Origin of the sequence: Nocardioides asiaticus, from assembly GCF_040049175.1 — a bacterium.
Taxonomy (GTDB): Bacteria; Actinomycetota; Actinomycetes; order Propionibacteriales; family Nocardioidaceae; genus Nocardioides; species Nocardioides cheoyonin.
Window position 1 is genome coordinate 1,172,343 of the sequence record NZ_JBDZDM010000001.1, and the last position, 17,533, is coordinate 1,189,875.

Here is a 17,533-nt window from a genome sequence, read left to right on the forward strand (position 1 = left end):
TGTTGCCGACCGTCTGGTACTCGATGCGTTTCAATCGCTTCCCCGTCCTGCTGTCCCTCCTCACCCTGCTCCTCGCGACCGGCACCGCGGTCTCGGCGCTGCCCGCCCAGGCGCTGATCCCGAGCGCGCCGGACGGCACCCACGGCGCGTCGCGGAACGGCCGGACGGTCTCGACCGTGGCGGCCAGGCGGGCGCTCGAGCACGCCCGCAACGTCCTCACCCAGAAGTCGCCGGACAAGGCGAAGAAGACGCTCGCCTCCGGCCGGGACGCCACCATGGCCCTCACCAACCTCTTCGTCCACCGCGACGAGATGGCCTCGAGCGACCAGACCGAGGCCGCCCGGATGCTCGCCCGGCCGACCGCCGGCAAGCGCCTGTGCAGCACCAAGGTGCCGGTCTGCATCCACTACGTCTCCAGCGGCGACGACAAGTCGAGCTGGAGCTGGGTCAAGACGGTCCGTGGCGTGATGGAGCACGTCTACACGACGTACAAGAAGGCCGGCTACCGCCGCCCGGTCGGTGACGGGTACGCCGGCGGGAAGAAGAACTACATCGACATCTACCTGCGCGATGTCTACGACCAGGGCTACTACGGGTACTGCTCCCCCGACGGCAGCCCGGCGGGTGCGCCGAAGGGCTCGACGATCGCGAAGGCGTACTGCGTCCTGGACAACGACTACGCCCGGAGCCAGTACGGCACCCGGCACACCCCGGTCGAGAACCTCAAGGTGACCGCGGCCCACGAGTTCTTCCACGCCATCCAGTTCGGGTACGACGCCGGCGAGGACGTCTGGCTCATGGAGGGCACGGCGGTCTGGGCCGAGGACGCGATCTACGACGGCATCAACGACAACGTGCAGTACCTTCCCTACGGCCAGCTACGGCACCCGCGGACGGCGCTCGACAAGGCGGGGACCTACAACGTCTACGGCAACTGGATCTTCTTCCGCTACCTCACCGAGCGGTTCCCGAAGAAGAGCGGACCGCTGCCCGTGCTCATCCGCTACATCTGGCAGCAGGCCGACAGCACGCACGGCAAGAAGAAGAACGCCTACTCCATCCAGGCGGTCACCCGGGCGCTGAAGAAGCGCGGCGGCCTGCGCAAGCTCTATCTGCAGTTCTCCGAGGCCAACCACCACTCGCAGCGCAGTTACAGCGAGGGGAGGGCGCAGCACTACCCGGTCGCGCCGGTCACGAAGGCCGTGCGACTGCGGCCGGCCCACAAGAAGGCGACGGCGACCTACTCCCTCAACCACCTGACATCGGCCTCGACCCGGTTCGTGCCGCAGAACGTCCGACCGGCCTACCGGCTGCACGTCACCGTCCACCTGCCCCACCCGGGCCTGCAGGCGGCGACCGTCACGGTCTACCGCAAGAGCGGGAAGCTGCAGAGGTTCCCGGTCAAGCTGGGCCGGCGAGGCTGGGGGTCGGTGTCGGTCCCGTTCGACAACACCCACGTCACGAAGGCCGAGCTGACGATGGTCAACGCCGCGCACATCTACAAGTGCTGGAAGGGGACCTCGTTCTCCTGCCGCGGCAACCCGCAGTACAACGGGCTCAAGGACCACTGGGTCGGCCGGCTGGTCAGGAAGTAGCCCTTCCGGGGCCGAGATGGAGCGGGCGCTCAGCTTCGGTGCCGTCGCCGAGGCGTACGAGCGCTTCCGGCCCGACTACCCGTACGCCATCGTGACGCTCGCCGCCGACGCCGCCGAGGGCGCGGTGATCACGGCTGTGGAGGTCGGCGCCGGAACCGGCAAGGCGACCCGGGTGTTCGCCCGAGCCGGCATCGAGATCACCGCGACAGAGCCCGACGAGGCCATGCTCGCGGTCCTCACGCGGGTGTGCGCCGGCCTTCCGGTTCGGCCGATGTCGGCAAGGTTCGAGGACCTCGACCCGGCGCGGCTCGGGACGTTCGACCTGCTGTACGCCGCGGCGGCGTGGCACTGGACCGACCCCGCCACCCGGATGGACCGCGCGGCGGCCCTAGTCCGGCCGGGTGGAGCGGTCGCGCTGCTCGGTGGGCCGGCCGAGATCGCCGACGAGCGCCTCGCGACGACCGAGGCGGAGCTGACCGCCCGCTACCTCCCGGGCGGTGCCTCGATCCCACCGCCGACGACCGGGACGGGTGGGCTCGACTGGCCCGGCGACGATCTGCTCGCCGACCGACGCTTCGAGGACGTCCGCCAGCGGGTCATCCAGCGCCGCTACACCGTCGCGCGCGAGGACCATCTGGGCTATCTGCGCACCGTGTCGGCGTACCGCCTGATGTCGGGCGGTGACCGACGGGCGCTCTTCGACGAGCTGCGGGCCGCCCTGCCCGACGAGGTGGCCGTCGAGGCGGACATCGTGGTCCACACGGCGCGCCGCGTCTGAGACCGGACTTGGGCTGGCGCCGGCTCAGTCGCCGGCGGCCTTGGCCAGCCGGGCGAGCGCCTGGCGTACGACGCCGGGGTCGGTCGTCGCCCACATCGGCGGCAGGCTGGCCTTGAGGAACGAGCCGTAACGGGCGGTCGCGAGCCGCGGGTCGAGGATCGCGACCACGCCGCGGTCGGTGGTGGTGCGGATCAGCCGGCCGGCGCCCTGGGCGAGCAACAGGGCGGCGTGAGTGGCGGCGACCTGCATGAAGCCGTTGCCGCCGGCCTTGTCGACGGCCTGCTGCCGCGCTGACATCAGCGGGTCGTCGGGCCGCGGGAACGGGATCCGGTCGATGAGCACCAGCTGGCAGGTGTCACCGGGCACGTCGAGTCCCTGCCACAGGCTGAGGGTGCCGAACAGCACCGTGTGGGGGTCGCCGACGAACTGGCCGGCGAGCTCGGGGAGCTGGGCGTCGCCCTGGGCGAGCGTGGTCAGGTGCGGCAGCCGCTGGCGCACCACCTCGGCCGCGGCCTCGGCGGCCCGGCGGCTCGAGAACAGGCCGAGGGCGCGGCCGTCGGCCGCGTCGACCAGCTCCACGATCTCGTCGAGCTGGGCCGCGCCGAGCCCGTCGCGTCCGGGCGGTGGCAGGTGGCGGGCGACGTAGAGGATCCCCTGGCGGGCGTAGTCGAACGGGCTGCCGACGTCGAGGCCGATCCACGGCAGCACGTCCTCGGTGCGCTCCATGCCGTCGGGGCCCGTCTCGACCCGCTCGGAGGCCTTGAGCCCGAGCGAGCCGGCGACGGCTCCGAAGTCGCCGCCCAGCTTGAGCGTGGCGCTGGTGAAGACGACGGTCTTGTCGGCGAGGAGCTTGTCACGCATCTGCGCCCAGACCTGGAGCGGCGCGACGCACAGCCGCGGAGGGATTCGATCGGTGCCCTCGGAGATCCACAGGACGTCGGACTCGGCGTTGGCCGCCATCCGGTCGGCGACCTGGAAGACCTCCTGCACGCTGCCGCGGGCCTGCTGCAGACCGGCATCGGGGGCGTCGTCGTCACCGCCCTTGGGGTACGCCGACAGACACGCCCGCGCGGCGTCACGGACGAGCACCAGCGCGTCGCTGAGGTCGCTCGGCAGGGTCGCGATCCGGCCCGGGTCGTTGTCGAGCACGGCGACCCGCAGTGCGTCGGCGGCGTCGGCGAGGTCGTCGGCCTCGCCGCCGTCGACGTGACGCTGGGAGCGGCGCGCGGCGCGCTCGACGTCGGCCGCGGAGAGCTCGTCGGTGGCCGCCTGGGTCACCCGGGCGACGAGCTCGTGGGCCTCGTCGATCACCACGGCGGCGTAGTCAGGGATCATCGGCACTCCCTCGATCGCGTCGATGGCGAGCAGGGAGTGGTTGGTGACGATCAGGTGGCTGCGCTGCGCCTTCTCGCGGGCGAGCTCGGCGAAGCACTCCGCGCCGAACGGGCACTTCGCGGCGCCCAGGCAGTCGCGGTGGGTGACGCTCACCTGCCGCCACTCGCGGTCGGTGTGGCGCGGCGCCTTGTCGCGCTCGCCGCTGCCGCCGTCCTCGGCCTGCTTCTCGGCCCACTCGCGCAGCTCCATCACCGTCGACGCCATCGGCCCGAGCGGCACGTCGACGAGCGTGCCCTGGTCGTCGGGCACGCCCTCGCGGATCCGGTGGAGGCAGGCGTAGTTGGAGCGCCCCTTCAGCACGGCGTACGACGTGTCGAAGCCCGGCCGCTCGCCGACCGCCTCGACGAGGCGCGGGATGTCGCGCTCGACGAGCTGGTGCTGCAGCGCGAGCATCGCGGTGGCGACCACGACCCGGGAGTCGTGCATCAGCGCGGGCACGAGGTAGGCCAGCGACTTGCCGGTGCCGGTGCCGGCCTGCACGAGCAGGTGCTCCTCGCTCGCGAGCGCCTCCGCGACCGCCTCGGCCATCGCGATCTGGCCCTCGCGCCGCTCCCCGCCCAGCGCCTCGACGGCGGCCTCGAGCGCCGCCGAGACGCGGCTGGTCCCGGGGTCGGCTCCGGCACTGGTCTCGACAGACACCCGAGCACCCTATCCGCGGCGACCGACAGACCGCGGAGGCTCTCCACAGCGGTCGCCCGACGGCGTACTCTCCCGGCCATGGGCATGCTCGACGTGCCACTCCCCGACGGCCGCCGTCTCGAGGTCCTGACCGGCGGCGACCCGGCGGGCCCCCCACTCCTCTTCCACTACGGCACGCCGTCCGCCGCGTGTCCGTTCGCGCCGCTCGACGAGGCCGTCCGACGCCACGGGCTGCGGTTGATCGGCTACTCCCGCCCGGGGTACGGCGGCTCGACCCCACGCCTCTCCGACGCCCGCGACCCGCGACTCACCGCCGACGTCGAGGACGTCGTCGCCCTGCTCGACCATCTCGGGATCGACGAGTTCGTCACGATGGGCTGGTCGGGAGGCGGCTCGCGCGCGCTCGCGTGCGCCGCGCTCCTTGGCGGCCGCTGCCTGGGCGCGGTCGACCTGGCCGGCCTCGCGCCGTACGACGCCGACGGGCTGGACTGGTTCACCGGGATGGACGCCGACGAGCGTGAGGAGTGGCGAGAGGCCCGGGCGGGCGACGATGCCTTCGCCGCCCGGCTCAGGCCGGAGGCGGAGGCGTTCCGCGACATCACCGGGGAGCAGGTCCTGACGCGGTTCGGGGACCGGGGCTGCGCCGCGGACCGGGCGGCGCTGACACTCGAGTACGCCGACTGGGTCGCCGCGACCTTCCGCGGCGCCGTCCGTCAGGGCGTCGGCGGCTACGTGCGGGACAACATGACGGAGGTCCGGCCGTGGGGCTTCGACCCGGCCGCCGTGGCCGTCCCTGTGATCGTGTGGCACGGCCGCGAGGACCGCAACGTGCCGATCGCGCATGGGGAGTGGCTGGCGGCCACGATCCCGACCGCCGTGGCCCACCTCGGCGACGACGGTCACTTCTCGTGGCTCCCGCAGCTCGACGCGCTCCTCGACGAGCTCGTCGAGCTGAGCGGTGTCAGCCCAATGCGGTATCCGCCGGATGCCGTTGCTCCCGGGTCCGGGTGAAGGACGGCCTGCTCGGGACGACCGCGGCGATCCGCCGGGCGACGATCCGGCCGAACTTCTGGTGCCCCTCCTCGGTCGGGTGCAGCCCGTCGGACATGTAGGAGAGCTTGACGTCGAGGGTGCTGATGTAGGGCACCCCGATGCGGCTGCACCAGCGGCGCAGGAGCCGGTCGATGCGGTCCGAGCGCGTGCCGCGCATCGGGGTGACCGGAGGACCGACCACCACGACGTCGTACGGCGTGAGGATGTGCATCAGCCGGTCGAAGCCGCTCCTGACCGCCTTGCGGGGGCGGCGTACGTCGTTGATGCCGCCCTCCACCACGACGAGACCGGCACCGCCGGCGACCGCCGCGGGCGCGCGGTCGGCGAAGGAGACGTGGCCACAGCGCCGCATCGCGCTCTCCGAGAACCCGCTGCCGGAGTAGCCGTAGACGTGGACCTGCCCGGGCAGGACGCTCGGCCAGGACCGGGACGGGTCGGGCAGGTGGCGGCCGACCGACCACGAGTCGCCGATGACGACGGTCCGCCTCCCGGAGCCGGTGACCATCCGGGTCCGGTCGAAGGAGAGCTGGCGATAGGTAGCGCACCTGCCGAGCGCCTTCTGGAGGTGGGACTCGGGGGTCTGCTCGTCGCACGCCACCGCCCCGAGCGCCAGGACGAGGGCGAGTCCGCAGCCGACGACGTCCCTCACCCTCACGACAGGCAATGATGACGGGTACGCCGCGCCAGCGCCGGATACGGGGGTCCCCGGCGCGTCCCGGCGCTCAATCCGGGGGCGGTCACCCCGCCAGGGCGGCCGCCACGAAGTCGCCGAACTCGCGGTGCCCGGCCCGGGTCGGGTGCAGCCCGTCGGGCAGGTAGGGCAGGTCGAGGGAGATCGCCGAGACGTAGCGGACGGCGTACTCCTCGCTCAGCGACCGCAGCCATCCGTCCACCCGACGCGCGCCGGCCAGCCGCGCCGGGGCCGGAGCCGGGCCGACGACGACCAGGTCCGCGCCCTGCAGCTCGCCGACCAGGCGCACGAACCCGCGGCGTACGGCGTCGTAGGTCTGGTCGAAGTCGTTGAGGCCGCCCTCGACGACCACGAGCGCGTCGGCACCGGCGCCGGCCGTCGCCGCGCGGTCGGCGAAGGAGACCTTCCCGCACGGCGAGGCGGTCTCGCTGAAGCCCGATCCCGGGAACCCGTCGACGCTCACCCGGCCGGGCAGCTGCGCGGGCCAGGCGGCGGCGGGGTCGTCCAGCCGCCAGCCGGAGGACCAGGAGTCGCCGATCACCACGACGCGGCGGCCCTGGCCGGTCAGCGGGAGGGCGGCGGCGGCTGCGTGGCTGGCGGCGTACCGCTCGCACCAGCCCGCCTCCGAGACCGCGTCGGACGCGGTCGCGCGCAGCGTGACGACGCCCGCGAGCACGAGGAGGAGTACGACGGGCAGGGAGGCCAGGAGTTGGGCCCGACGAGGCACGGCTCAATGATGAGCGGTGCGGGCGGACTCCGCAGCGGGATTGAGGGAAACGCCTCAGGAAATCGCGTAGGCCGCCAGCTCGCCGGCCAGGTCGGCGTTGGCGCGGCCGTGGACGACGGTGCCGTCGCCGGTGTGCTCGAGGCTGTCGATCTCGCCGTGCTGATGGAGCTTGTTGACGAGGTCGCCGCGGGCGTACGGCAGCAGCGCGTGGAACTCCACCGACGGCCGCGGCAGGTCGGCCTCGACGGCGCGGAGCGCCTCGGCGATGCCCTCACCCGTCTTCGCGGACACCGCGACCGAGTGCGGCTCCGCGCGCAGGATCCGCTGCACGACGAGCGGGTCGGCGACGTCGGCCTTGTTGACGATGACGAGCTCGGGGACGTCGCTGGCGCCGATCTCCGCGAACACCTCTCGTACGGCGGACAGCTGCCCCTCGGGGTCGGGGTGGGAGCCGTCGACGACGTGCAGGATCAGGTCGGCGTCGGCGACCTCCTCCAGGGTGCTCCGGAAGGCCTCGACGAGCTGGTGCGGGAGGTGACGGACGAACCCGACCGTGTCCGACATGGTGTAGACGCGGCCGTCGGCCGTCGTCGTACGCCGCGTGGTGGGATCCAGCGTCGCGAACAGGGCGTTCTCCACGAGCACGCCCGCATCGGTCAGCCGGTTGAGCAGGCTGGACTTGCCGGCGTTGGTGTAGCCGGCGATCGCGACCGCCGGGATCTGCCGCCGACGGCGGCCGGCGCGCTTGGTCTCGCGCGTCCCCTTCATGTCCTTCAGCTCGCGGTTGAGCTTGGCGATCTTGGTGTTGATCCGGCGCCGGTCGGTCTCGATCTTGGTCTCGCCGGGGCCGCGGCCGCCGATACCGGCACCGCCGGCCACCCGGCCGCCAGCCTGGCGGGACAGGTTGCCGCCCCAGCCGCGGAGGCGCTGCTTCATGTAGTTGAGCTGCGCGAGCTCGACCTGTGCCTGGCCCTCCTTGGACTTCGCGTGCTGGGCGAAGATGTCGAGGATCAGCGCGGTCCGGTCGACGACCTTGACCTTGAGCCGGTCCTCCAGGTTGCGCAGCTGGCTCGGTGCGAGCTCGCCGTCGCAGATCACGGTGTCGGCGCCGCTGATCTGGACGATCTCGCGGATCGCCTCGACCTTGCCGCGGCCGATGTAGGTGGCCGGGTCGGGCGCCTGGCGGCGCTGGTAGACGGCCTCGAGCACCTCCGAGCCGGCGGTCTCGGCGAGCAGCGCGAGCTCGGCCATGGAGTTCTCGGCGTCCTGCTGGGTGCCGGCGGTCCAGACGCCGACCAGCACGACCCGCTCGAGCCGCAGCTGGCGGTACTCGACCTCGGTGATGTCTTCGAGCTCGGTCCGCAGGCCCGCGATCCGCCGCAGCGCGTGCCGCTCGGCGAGCTCCATCGTGCCGATGGTCTCTTCGGGGTCGTCGTCGTCGCTGTAGCCGGACTCGAACCCGTCGTCCGCGGCGTCGGGGGCCTCGTCGGCCTCGTCCCAGCCGCGGGTGGCGTCGAGCGCCTCGGTGAGGTCGGTCTCGACGGAGAAGTCATGTGCGTTCGTCATACGTGGTCAAGAGTACGGTGCCCCGCCAGCGGCCGCCTCTTCTTAACGCTCAGGACGCTCGCCCGGCGATGGCGTCCCGGAAGACGGTGCCGATGTCCTGGGGCCGGCGGGCGATGTAGGCCTGGCCGCCGGTGGCGCGGGCGATGGCCTCGAGAGCGGCGCTGTCGGCGTCGGCGGAGATGCCGATGGCGATGACGCGGACGGGACGCTCGGGATCGGCGAGGCGGTGCAGCTCGCTGAGCAGGTCGGAGCCGCTGATCGAGCCGGGGTCGTCGTTGGCGCCGTCGGTGAACAGGATGATGCTGTTCGACGCCGTCGGGTCGTACGCCGCCTGCGCGGCCTTGTAGGCGGCGAGCGTCGTGTCGTAGAGCGACGTGCCACCGCCCGCCAGGCCGGGCATCCGCGCGATCGCCCGGCCGATGAGCTGCTTCTGCGTCACGCCGTCGACCTTCGCCCCCAGCGCGCGGATGGGCACCAGCTCCTCGTGGTCGCCGCCGAGCTTGCCGTCGTCGGCCTGCGAGAACGCCCACAGGCCGATCGCGGCGCTGTCGGGGAACAGCCCGAGCCCTTCCTCGGCCGCCTGCATCGTGAGCCGCATCCGGGTGCTGCCGCCGCCGGCGTCGTACAGCATCGAGCCGGAGACGTCGAAGACCGCCAGGAACCGGCTCGGCCGGACCAGCGTCGCCCACTGTCGCAGCGCGGAGTCGGTGACGGTGGCGTCGGGGTGGAGCGCCCGGACCGTGCCGACGCCGCCGCTGATCGGGCTCAGCTCGGCGTCGCGGAACCCTGCGGAGGCGGCGGCCGTGCGCGCCACCCTGCCGGTGAGCGCCCTGGCGAGGGCGCCGGTGGTCTGCCGGACGACGGTACGGCGGGCCGCGGGCGCGGTCACCAGCGCCGGGTAGTCGAGGACCACGGTGCCGGACTTCGGCGCCGCGGCGGCGAGCTCGCTGCCGCCGGTCAGCCACTCCTGCTCGCTCACCGCGGTGAGGCCGCGCCGGCTGCTGACGAGCGTCGCGAGCCGGGTGCGGTCGGCGGGCAGGTGGTCGAGCTGGTCGGCGGCCCGCTGGGCGAGGGGTACGACGAGCTCGGCGGTCCGCTTCGCGCCCGCGTCACCGAGCGCGCCGAGGAGCGGCGTCGCGGCCGTGGTCGAGGTGAGGGGGTCGCCGAGGTCGAGCCCGGGGTCGGCGAGCGCCGTGGCCCAGTCGGCCGGCGGCGTACCGCTGCCCGCCACCAGCACCACCGGCGACGCCGCCACCGACCGCACCAGCGTCTTCGGCGCCTGCGGCGCCGCGGTCACCTGGGTCAGCCACAGCGAGGACTCCGGGATCCACACGTCCGGCTGGCCCTTGCCGGCTGCGACCTTCGCCGCGACCGCCGCGCTCGACGCCGGGGTGACGGTGATCTGGGTGCAGCCGGCCGCCTCGACCGCCCGGTTGACGACGGTGACGATCTCGGGGGCCACCGCGACGGTGATCGGCCGGCCGGCGCAGCGGTCGGCCGCCGCGGCCGGGTCGGACGAGCCGCGCATGACGGCGTACGTCGCGCCGGCGGCCGCCGTCCCCGCAAGGAGGGCGAGGCCGAGCACGCCCGCCAGCGTGCCGAGGCCCGCTGCGCGGCGCCGCCCGGACCGGTGGCCGCGGCTGTGGCTGCTGCTCCCCTGACGCTCCTCCCCCGACGACGATCCAGACGCTCCAGACACCGGCTTCCCTCTCGTGCTCCCTCCGAGGGGCTCCCTCAAGCCCTCCGAGCGGGAGGAGTGTAGGGCACGGGCTCGAGGGTTCGGCTCCACAGCCGTCCCTGGCCGACCGAGTGGAGCGTCACCGTGAGCCTGGCGTCGTCCTCGACCTCGACCTGGCCGACGTACTGGTTGCCCACCGCCGGGCTCATCGACGTCAGCCCGTCGTCGGTGTTGCCGTGCGCGAAGACCACCTCGGGGCCGAACGTGGCGTCCGGCTCCTTCGGCTTGAACGTCCCCGCCGCGATCGGCCCGGACACGAACTCCCAGAACGGGTCGAAGTCGGTGTAGGCCGCCCGCTCGGGCGAGTAGTGCTGCGCCGCCGTGTAGTGGACGTCGGCGGTCACCCACACCACGTTGCGGACCCCGTTCCGCTTGAGCCCCGACAGGAGACCCGCGATCTCGATCTCCCGGCCCAGGGGAAGGCCGGGATCGGTCTGCGCGACCGAGTCGCGGTCCTCCGCGTGCGAGGTCGCCAGCGAGAGCGGCATGTCGGCGGCGACCACCTTCCAGGTCGCCCGCGACCGGGTCAGCCCGCGCAGCAGCCAGTCGGCCTGCTCGCGGCCGAGGATGCCGCGCTCGGGGTCCATCGACTCGTCGTACCCGTTGGCGTCGCGGTAGCTCCGCATGTCGAGGCAGAACACGTCGAGATGCGGCCCGCGCGGGATCCGACGGTAGATCCGGCCGGTCCTGCCGGCCCTGTCGAGGTGGGCGGGCGCGAGCGGCATGTACTCCTGCCACGCCCGCCGCCCGCGCGCGGCGAGGACGTCGCAGCGCCGCTCGATCCGGTAGCGCGGGTCGTCGAGGACCTCGCCCGGGTACCAGTTGTTGAGGGTCTCGTGGTCGTCCCACATCGCCACGGTCGGTACGTCGGCGTACAGCGCCTGCACGTTGACGTCGTCGAGCACGTAGCGGTGCCGCCCGCGGAAGTCCGCGAGCGTCTCGGCGACCTTCACGACCGACTCGTCGAGCCGGTTGGTCCACTCGTTGCCGTGGCCGTCGTGGGTGTGCTCCAGCATCGGCTCGTCGGCGTAGATGTTGTCGCCGACGTGGAGGAAGAAGTCCGGCCGCAGGTCGAGGACGGCGCGGTAGCCGGTGAGCCCGCCGATCGCGTCGTTGATACCCCACCCCTGGCCGCAGGTGTCGGCCGACCAGGCGAAGCTCTGCCGGCGGTGCCCGGCCGACGCGGTCGTGAAGGCGGTCGTACGCGGCTCGCCGGTGGTGCCGTCGGGGCCGGCGAACCAGGTGGTGGCGACGTAGGCACGGCCGGGCTCGAGGCCCCGGAGGACGACGCGGCCGGTGAAGTCGTTGCCCGGGTGCGCCCAGCCGCCGCGCAGGTAGGCGACCCGGCGGCCGTTGGACTCCAGCCGCACCATCAGCCGGCCCTCGGCGGTGCCGCGGGCCCAGACGACCGCCGAGTCCGTGGTCACGTCCCCCGCGCGTGCGGCGTGGGGCTGGGCGATCCGACCGCGGGCGACGTACACCGGCTTGTGCCGGCGCCGCGAGGCGATCCCTGCTGCGGTGAGTCCCGGAGCCGCGCCGAGCGCGAGTCCGGCGACGAGGGCGGTGCGGCGTCCAACCCGAGGCACGCCTCAAGCGCAGCGATCCCGGCCGACCGGCCGGGATCACCGCGGTGACATGTCGCGGAACGCTCGATTTACTTAGGTGGCATCCGGATGCCGCCGTCGACGCGGATCGTCTCGCCGTTCATGTAGTCGTTGGTCAGGCACTCGACGACCATGCTGGCGAGCTCCTCCGGCGCGCCGAGCCGGTGCGGGAACAGCACGCTCTCGCCGAGCTTCGCCTTGAACGCGTCCGACTCCGGCCCCTGGCCGTAGATGGGGGTGTCGATGAGCCCCGGGGCGACGGTGTTGACCCTGATCCCGGCTGCGGCGAGGTCGCGCGCGAGCGGCAGGGTGAGGCCGACGATGCCGCCCTTGGAGGAGGAGTACGCCGCCTGGCCGATCTGGCCGTCGAACGCCGCCACGCTGGCGATGTTGACGATCGCGCCGCGCTGGCCGTTCTCGTCCGGCTCGCAGCGGCTCATCATCGTGGCCGCCTGGCGGGCCATGTCGAAGGTGCCGATCAGGTTGATCGCGATGACCCGCTTGTAGGCGTCGAGGTCGTGGGCCGACTCGATCTGGCCGTCGCGGCCGATGGTGCGCTGCGCCCAGCCGATGCCGGCGGAGTTGACCAGTGCCCGCAGCGGCGCCACCTCCGCCGCCCGGTTGACCGCCTCGGTGATCTGCTCCGTCCTGGTCACGTCGACCTCGACGTACAGTCCCTTGATCTCCTCGGCGAGCGCCTCGCCCTTGTCCTTCTGCAGGTCGGCGACGATCACCGTCGCCCCCTTCGCCGCGAGCGCCCGGGCACAGCCCGCGCCGATGCCGCTCGCCGCGCCCGTCACGATTGCGGTAGCTCCACTCAGATCCATGAGCAGCACTCTAGGGCGGTCGGGCGTCCGCCGGTCCGCGGTCAGAGGTCGGTCTGGCCCTCGGCGACGATGACGGCGGGACCGGTGAGGAGGACGCGGTCGTCGGTGGTCCAGGTGACCCGGAGCGTGCCGCCCGGGACGTCGACGGTGTAGGTGACGTCCTCGGAGCGGTCGACGCCGTCGTCGTCCGCGGCCGCGACCATGACGGCGCAGGCGCCGGTGCCGCAGGAGCGGGTCTCGCCGCTGCCGCGCTCGTGGACGCGCATCGCGACGTGGCGGTCGCCGCGGCGTACGACGAACTCGACGTTGACGCCGTCGGGGTACTCCTCCTCGTCGTGGACCGGCGGGTCCAGCAGCGGCCCGACCGGGCCGTGCGCGTCCAGGCTCTCGACGAACGCGACCGCGTGCGGGTTGCCCATGTCGACGTGGCGCGCGGACCAGAAGTGGTGGGCGATGGTGATCTGGCTGGTGCCGAGCAGCTTCGGGTGGCCCATGTCGGCGGTGAACGAGTCGCCGTCGGCGTACACGATCTTGAGACCGGCCCGGGTCGCGACCGGGACGCCGCCTCCGGACGGCTCCACGAGACCGGCCTCGAGGAGGTGGCGCGCGAAGACGCGGACGCCGTTGCCGCACATCTCCGAGAGGGAGCCGTCCGCGTTGCGGTAGTCCATGAACCACTCCGCCCGGTCGGCCCACTCCGGGGCGTACGCCGCCGTACGGACCACCCGCAGGACGCCGTCGCCCCCGATGCCGGCACGCCGGTCACAGAGCGCGCGCACGCGCTCCGCCGCGAGGTCGCCGTGGACAGTGCCGTCGGGGTCGGGCAGGAGGACGAAGTCGTTCTCGGTGCCGTGGCCCTTGAGGAACGCATAGCTCGTCGGGCCGGCCATCAGTAGAGCCCCGCGGCGTACTGCTCGCCGTAGTAGCGCTCGAGCTCCTCGGGGGACCGGTCGTCGCCCTCCAGCTTGGCGACCACGGCGCGCCGCGGGACGTGCGCCTCCGGCTCCCAGGTCTCCGGCTTCCACAGCCCGGAGCGCAGGAACGCCTTGGCGCAGTGGAAGAAGACGTCCTCGATCTCGACCACGATCGCCAGGAGCGGGCGCTTGCCCTTGACCGCCATCTCGTCGAAGAACGGCGCGTCGGAGACCAGTCGCGCCCGGCCGTTGACGCGGAGGGTGTCGCCGCGGCCGGGGATGAAGAAGTTCAGCCCGACGTGGGGGTTGCTCAGGATGTTCTTGTAGCCGTCGACGCGGCGGTTGCCCGGCCGCTCGGCGATCGCGATCGTCTTGTCGTCGATGACGTGGACGAGCTGGCCCGGCGGGTCCCCCTTGGGGCTGGCGTCGCAGCTGCCCTCCGCGTCGGCCGTCGCGAGGACGCAGAACGGCGTGACGGCCAACCACTCCTTGTCGACGTCGTGCAGGTGGTCGTGGCCCTTGTTGGCGACGCGCGGGTGAGGCGTGCCGACGAGGTCGACCAGGGCGTCGAGGGTGGTGATCTCGGTCCAGCTCACGCCCCCAGGGTACGGCGTCGGCCGGCTCAGCCTCCGGGGCTGACCACCAGCGCGGACCCGCCACCGCGCCGGGTGGGCTCGGCCGCCACGGTGAGCCGGCCGTCGGAGTCGAACTCGATGCCCGTGGCCGCGCCGATCTCGGCCGCCAGCGTGCCCGGGTCACCGGGCGCGGCGAACTTGTGGCCGTAGGCGCCGAGCGCGTCGCCGTAGGCGTCGATGAACGACTGCTCGGCCGTCGTGGTCGCGGAGTTCTGGTTGGACGCGCGCGGCGCGGCGATCGCCTCCGGCAGCGTCATCCCCCGGTCGATCCGGTCGAAGAGGATCTGCAGCACGGTCGTGATGATCGTGGCGCCGCCGGGCGAGCCGACCGCCAGCCACGGGCTGCCGCCCTGGAGGAGGATCGTCGGCGAGATCGAGCTGCGCGGGCGCTTGCCGGGGTCGATCCGGTTCGGGTCGTCGGGGTCGTAGGCCGCGGTGAAGTCGGTCAGCTCGTTGTTGAGCAGGAACCCGCGGCCGGGCACGACGATCCCGGAGCCACCGGTCTGCTCGATGGTCAGGGTGTACTCCACGACGTTGCCCCACTTGTCGGCCACCGTCATGTTGGTGGTCTCCACGTTCTCGGTGTCGGGTCGCTGGTCCTCGGTGGTGGTCGAGGAGCCATCGCAGCGCCCGTCGTACGACGTCACGTCACCGGCCTCGGCCGGCTTGCTCATCGCCGTGGTCGGCGAGATGGCGCAGGCGCGCTCGGCGGCGTACTTCTTCGAGAGCAGGTCCTTCAGCGGGACATCGACGTAGGCAGGATCGCCGTCGTAGGCGTTGCGGTCGGCGTAGGCCAGTGCGCTCGCCTCGAGGTAGTGGTGCAGCGCGTCGGTGTCGCTCATGTCGCGCAGGTCGTAGCGGCCCAGGATGTTGAGCGCCTCGCCGACGGTCGCGCCGCCGGACGAGGAGGGCGCGATGGAGTAGACGTCGCTGCCGCGGTAGGACACGTGGGTGGGCTTGCGGTCGACGGTGGTGTAGCGCGCGAGGTCCTTGCGGGTCATCACGCCGGGCGGGATCGGCAGGTCGGTGTCGTCGGTCTTCGGCGGGGAGGTGACCGCGTCGACGATCTCGCCGGAGAGCGGACCGTCGTAGAACGCCTTCGGCCCCTTGCGAGCGATCAGGTCGTAGGTCTTCGCGAGCTCGGGGTTGCGGAAGCGGCTGCCAACGGCGGGCGCCTTGCCGCCGGGGAGGAAGAGCCGCTTGGTCGAGGTGAACGCGCTGAACCGCTCGGCGTTGTCCTCGGTCTGCTGGTGGAAGGTCTTGTCGACGACGAACCCGCGCCGCGCGAGGGCGGCCGCCGGCGCGAGCTCGCGGGCGAGCGGGCGGGTGCCCCACCGGTCGAGCGCGCGCTGCCACGTGGCGAGGGAGCCGGGGACGCCGACCGAGATGCCGCTGGTGACGCGCTCGGGGGTGAACGGGTAGGGCTGACCGGTCTTCGGGTCGATGAACGCGTCGTGGGGCATCGCGGCCGGCGCCGTCTCGCGGCCGTCGATCGTGGAGACCTTCCCGGTGCGCGCGTCGTAGTAGACGAAGTAGCCACCGCCGCCGATACCGCTGCTGTAGGGCTCGGTCACCCCCAGAGCGGCCGCCGCCGCGACCGCCGCGTCGGCGGCGTTGCCGCCCCGCTTCAGCACCTGCAGCCCGATCCGACTGGCGTCGGCGTCGACGGTGGCGATGCCGCCGCCGTAGCCGACCATCGTCGCCTGCTTCGGCGGCGCTGCCTGCGGCTGCGTGGACCGCGTCGACGGCGTCGACAGCGACGCGTTCGTCGCGTGGCGCATCGGAGCTGCCTGCGCCGGGCCGGTGAGCGTCGTGGTGACCGCAGTGGTGACTGTGGTGGCGACCAGTGCGGCAGCGGCCAGCACGGCCGGGATGCGACGGGGCATGCCTACCTTCCGAGAGACGGATACCCCGCGGTGACCCGCGGGATCGTGTCGCAAACGTCCTATCAGCCCCCGCCGACAGCCGCCACAGCGACGGTGCGCGCGGCGCTCAACGGACCGCCGCGACCGCCGCCAGCGCCTTCTCGAGCCGGTCAGGCGCGTCGTACGCCACCCAGACGATCCGTGGGTCCTTCCTGAACCACGCGTCCTGCCGGCGGGCGAACCGCCGGGTCGCCCGGATCGTCCGCTCCCGCGCCCCGGCCTCGTCGAGCTCGCCGGCCAGGTGCGCGGCCACCTCGCGGTAGCCGATCGCCATGCTCGCCGTACGCCCCTCGAGGAGGCCCTGGTCGATCAGCCGCGCCACCTCGGCCACGAAGCCGGCGTCGAACATCTCGTCCACCCGCTGCGCGATGCGCGCGTCCAGCGTGGGCCGGTCGATGTCGACGCCGATCTGGACGGTGTGCGGGTCGGCGTACTCCAGCGTCGGCAGGCTCGCGCTGAACGGTCGGCCGGTGAGCTCGATGACCTCGAGCGCACGAACCGTACGCCGGCCGTTCTCCACCAGGATCCGGCTCGCCGCCTCGGGATCGAGCTCGCGCAAACGGTCGTGGAGCGCCTTCTCCCCCTGCTCGGCGAGCTCAGCCTCCAGCCGCGTGCGTACGGCGGGGTCGGTTCCGGGGAAGTCGAACCGGTCGACGACCGCGCGCGTGTAGAGCGCGCTGCCGCCCACCAGCACCGGCGGCCGGCCGAGGGCACGCAGGTCGGCGATCGCGTCGCGCGCCCAGCGCTGGAACTCCGCGACCGTGGCCGGCTCGGTGACGTCGAGCAGGTCGAGCAGGTGGTGCGGGATGCCGCGGCGTTCCTCGGGGCGGACCTTCGCCGTACCGATGTCCATCCCGCGGTAGACCTGCATCGCGTCGGTGTTGACGATCTCACCGTCGAGCGCCTCCGCCAGGTCCAGCGACAACGACGTCTTCCCGGCCGCCGTGGCACCGACGACGGCGACGATCGGAGCCACCGTGCTCGACCTGTCGGATCCGGTGGGCATGTGACTAGTGTGTCGTCATACGGCTCCGGCTGCGGAGCCACCGTCTGCAGAGGAGAGGCAGATGAGTTTCATCGACAAGGCCAAGGAGATGCTCCACCTCGGCGTCGACAAGGTGGGTGCCGACAAGGTCAGCGGCGGGATCGACAAGGCTGCCAGCGTCGCGGACGACAAGACCGGTGGCAAGTACACCGAGCAGATCGACTCCGGCGCCGACAAGGCCAAGGACGCCGTCGAGAAGATGGACGACGGCGCCTGATCCTGTCGGTCCGCCGCCGGCCAAACTGTCACCGTGACACTTCGCCGCCCGGGTGACGGCGGAATCCAGCGGTCGAAGCAACGCTCCTGATGTGAGACGGAGTGGTGCAGATGACGAGGGCGTGTTCGCCTGAGGTCCGTTCGCGGTTGTTCGAGTTGGTGTGTTCGGGAGCGTCGCTGTCGGC

15 protein-coding genes are annotated in these 17,533 nt (G+C 72.7%); 4 read left to right on the top strand and 11 right to left on the bottom strand.

The features are described 5' to 3' along the window. Positions 1-23 precede the first annotated feature (23 nt). Both ABLE53_RS05695 and ABLE53_RS05700 read left to right on the top strand, forming a co-directional pair. The gene (locus ABLE53_RS05695) at positions 24-1,595 is read left to right on the top strand and encodes an MXAN_6640 family putative metalloprotease (protein WP_348857729.1); all 1,572 of its coding nucleotides are present in this window, start codon (positions 24-26) and stop codon (positions 1,593-1,595) included. Positions 1,596-1,611: 16 nt separating this feature from the next. Continuing rightward, the gene (locus ABLE53_RS05700) at positions 1,612-2,373 is read left to right on the top strand and encodes a class I SAM-dependent methyltransferase (RefSeq protein WP_348857730.1); all 762 of its coding nucleotides are present in this window, start codon (positions 1,612-1,614) and stop codon (positions 2,371-2,373) included. A gap of 24 nt (positions 2,374-2,397) precedes the next feature. Here the strand turns inward: ABLE53_RS05700 and ABLE53_RS05705 are convergent, their stop codons facing one another. Continuing rightward, on the bottom strand, positions 2,398-4,407 hold the full coding sequence (locus ABLE53_RS05705; protein WP_425474842.1) for an ATP-dependent DNA helicase: 2,010 nt from the start codon (positions 4,405-4,407) through the stop codon (positions 2,398-2,400). Between the two features lie 78 nt (positions 4,408-4,485). On the opposite strand from ABLE53_RS05705, the gene ABLE53_RS05710 reads away from it, so the two are divergent. After that, positions 4,486-5,418 (top strand): alpha/beta fold hydrolase, encoded by a 933-nt coding sequence (locus ABLE53_RS05710; RefSeq protein WP_348857731.1) that lies wholly within the window; start codon positions 4,486-4,488, stop codon positions 5,416-5,418. Here the strand turns inward: ABLE53_RS05710 and ABLE53_RS05715 are convergent. The 10 genes from ABLE53_RS05715 to miaA form a co-directional block, all read right to left on the bottom strand. Continuing rightward, a complete protein-coding gene (locus ABLE53_RS05715) occupies positions 5,369-6,115 on the bottom strand; it encodes an SGNH/GDSL hydrolase family protein (protein ID WP_348857732.1) in 747 nt (248 codons plus the stop codon). The genes ABLE53_RS05710 and ABLE53_RS05715 overlap by 50 nt on opposite strands. An 82-nt stretch (positions 6,116-6,197) precedes the next feature. Beyond that, positions 6,198-6,878 carry an SGNH/GDSL hydrolase family protein gene (locus tag ABLE53_RS05720; protein ID WP_348857733.1) on the bottom strand — a complete coding sequence of 227 codons (681 nt, stop codon included), beginning with the start codon at positions 6,876-6,878 and terminating at the stop codon, positions 6,198-6,200. A 54-nt stretch (positions 6,879-6,932) separates the two neighbouring features. Further along, positions 6,933-8,444 carry a GTPase HflX gene (gene hflX, locus ABLE53_RS05725; protein ID WP_348857734.1) on the bottom strand — a complete coding sequence of 504 codons (1,512 nt, stop codon included), beginning with the start codon at positions 8,442-8,444 and terminating at the stop codon, positions 6,933-6,935. A 49-nt stretch (positions 8,445-8,493) separates the two neighbouring features. Next, a complete protein-coding gene (locus tag ABLE53_RS05730; protein WP_348857735.1) occupies positions 8,494-10,143 on the bottom strand; it encodes a substrate-binding domain-containing protein in 1,650 nt (549 codons plus the stop codon). A 35-nt stretch (positions 10,144-10,178) separates the two neighbouring features. Beyond that, entirely contained in the window at positions 10,179-11,768 is a 1,590-nt protein-coding gene (locus ABLE53_RS05735) for an alkaline phosphatase D family protein (RefSeq protein WP_348857736.1), read from the bottom strand. A 68-nt stretch (positions 11,769-11,836) separates the two neighbouring features. After that, complete coding sequence (locus ABLE53_RS05740; RefSeq protein ID WP_348857737.1) at positions 11,837-12,613, bottom strand: SDR family NAD(P)-dependent oxidoreductase; 777 nt, start codon at positions 12,611-12,613, stop codon at positions 11,837-11,839. A 41-nt stretch (positions 12,614-12,654) separates the two neighbouring features. After that, positions 12,655-13,503, bottom strand: a complete 849-nt coding sequence (gene dapF, locus ABLE53_RS05745) for a diaminopimelate epimerase (protein ID WP_348857739.1) — start codon at positions 13,501-13,503, stop codon at positions 12,655-12,657. After that, positions 13,503-14,123: a pyridoxamine 5'-phosphate oxidase family protein gene (locus ABLE53_RS05750; RefSeq protein ID WP_348857740.1), complete on the bottom strand. Its 621-nt coding sequence runs from the start codon at positions 14,121-14,123 to the stop codon at positions 13,503-13,505. Before ABLE53_RS05750 ends, dapF begins: the two co-directional genes overlap by 1 nt. 26 nt (positions 14,124-14,149) lie before the next feature. Further along, a complete protein-coding gene (ggt, locus tag ABLE53_RS05755) occupies positions 14,150-16,048 on the bottom strand; it encodes a gamma-glutamyltransferase (protein ID WP_348857741.1) in 1,899 nt (632 codons plus the stop codon). A gap of 106 nt (positions 16,049-16,154) precedes the next feature. Next, on the bottom strand, positions 16,155-17,093 hold the full coding sequence (miaA, locus tag ABLE53_RS05760; RefSeq protein WP_348857742.1) for a tRNA (adenosine(37)-N6)-dimethylallyltransferase MiaA: 939 nt from the start codon (positions 17,091-17,093) through the stop codon (positions 16,155-16,157). Between the two features lie 61 nt (positions 17,094-17,154). Between miaA and ABLE53_RS05765 the strand changes: the two genes are divergently transcribed. Continuing rightward, complete coding sequence (locus tag ABLE53_RS05765) at positions 17,155-17,349, top strand: antitoxin (RefSeq protein ID WP_348857743.1); 195 nt, start codon at positions 17,155-17,157, stop codon at positions 17,347-17,349. Positions 17,350-17,533 lie beyond the last annotated feature (184 nt).

Coding starts and splice junctions, on each gene's coding strand:
- ABLE53_RS05695 (WP_348857729.1), top strand. CDS start 24: ATGCGTTTCAATCGCTTCCCCGTCCTGCTGTCCCTCCTCACCCTGCTC.
- ABLE53_RS05765 (WP_348857743.1), top strand. CDS start 17,155: ATGAGTTTCATCGACAAGGCCAAGGAGATGCTCCACCTCGGCGTCGAC.
- miaA (WP_348857742.1), bottom strand. CDS start 17,093: ATGCCCACCGGATCCGACAGGTCGAGCACGGTGGCTCCGATCGTCGCC.
- ABLE53_RS05740 (WP_348857737.1), bottom strand. CDS start 12,613: ATGGATCTGAGTGGAGCTACCGCAATCGTGACGGGCGCGGCGAGCGGC.
- ABLE53_RS05700 (WP_348857730.1), top strand. CDS start 1,612: ATGGAGCGGGCGCTCAGCTTCGGTGCCGTCGCCGAGGCGTACGAGCGC.
- hflX (WP_348857734.1), bottom strand. CDS start 8,444: ATGACGAACGCACATGACTTCTCCGTCGAGACCGACCTCACCGAGGCG.
- ggt (WP_348857741.1), bottom strand. CDS start 16,048: ATGCCCCGTCGCATCCCGGCCGTGCTGGCCGCTGCCGCACTGGTCGCC.
- ABLE53_RS05710 (WP_348857731.1), top strand. CDS start 4,486: ATGGGCATGCTCGACGTGCCACTCCCCGACGGCCGCCGTCTCGAGGTC.
- dapF (WP_348857739.1), bottom strand. CDS start 13,503: ATGGCCGGCCCGACGAGCTATGCGTTCCTCAAGGGCCACGGCACCGAG.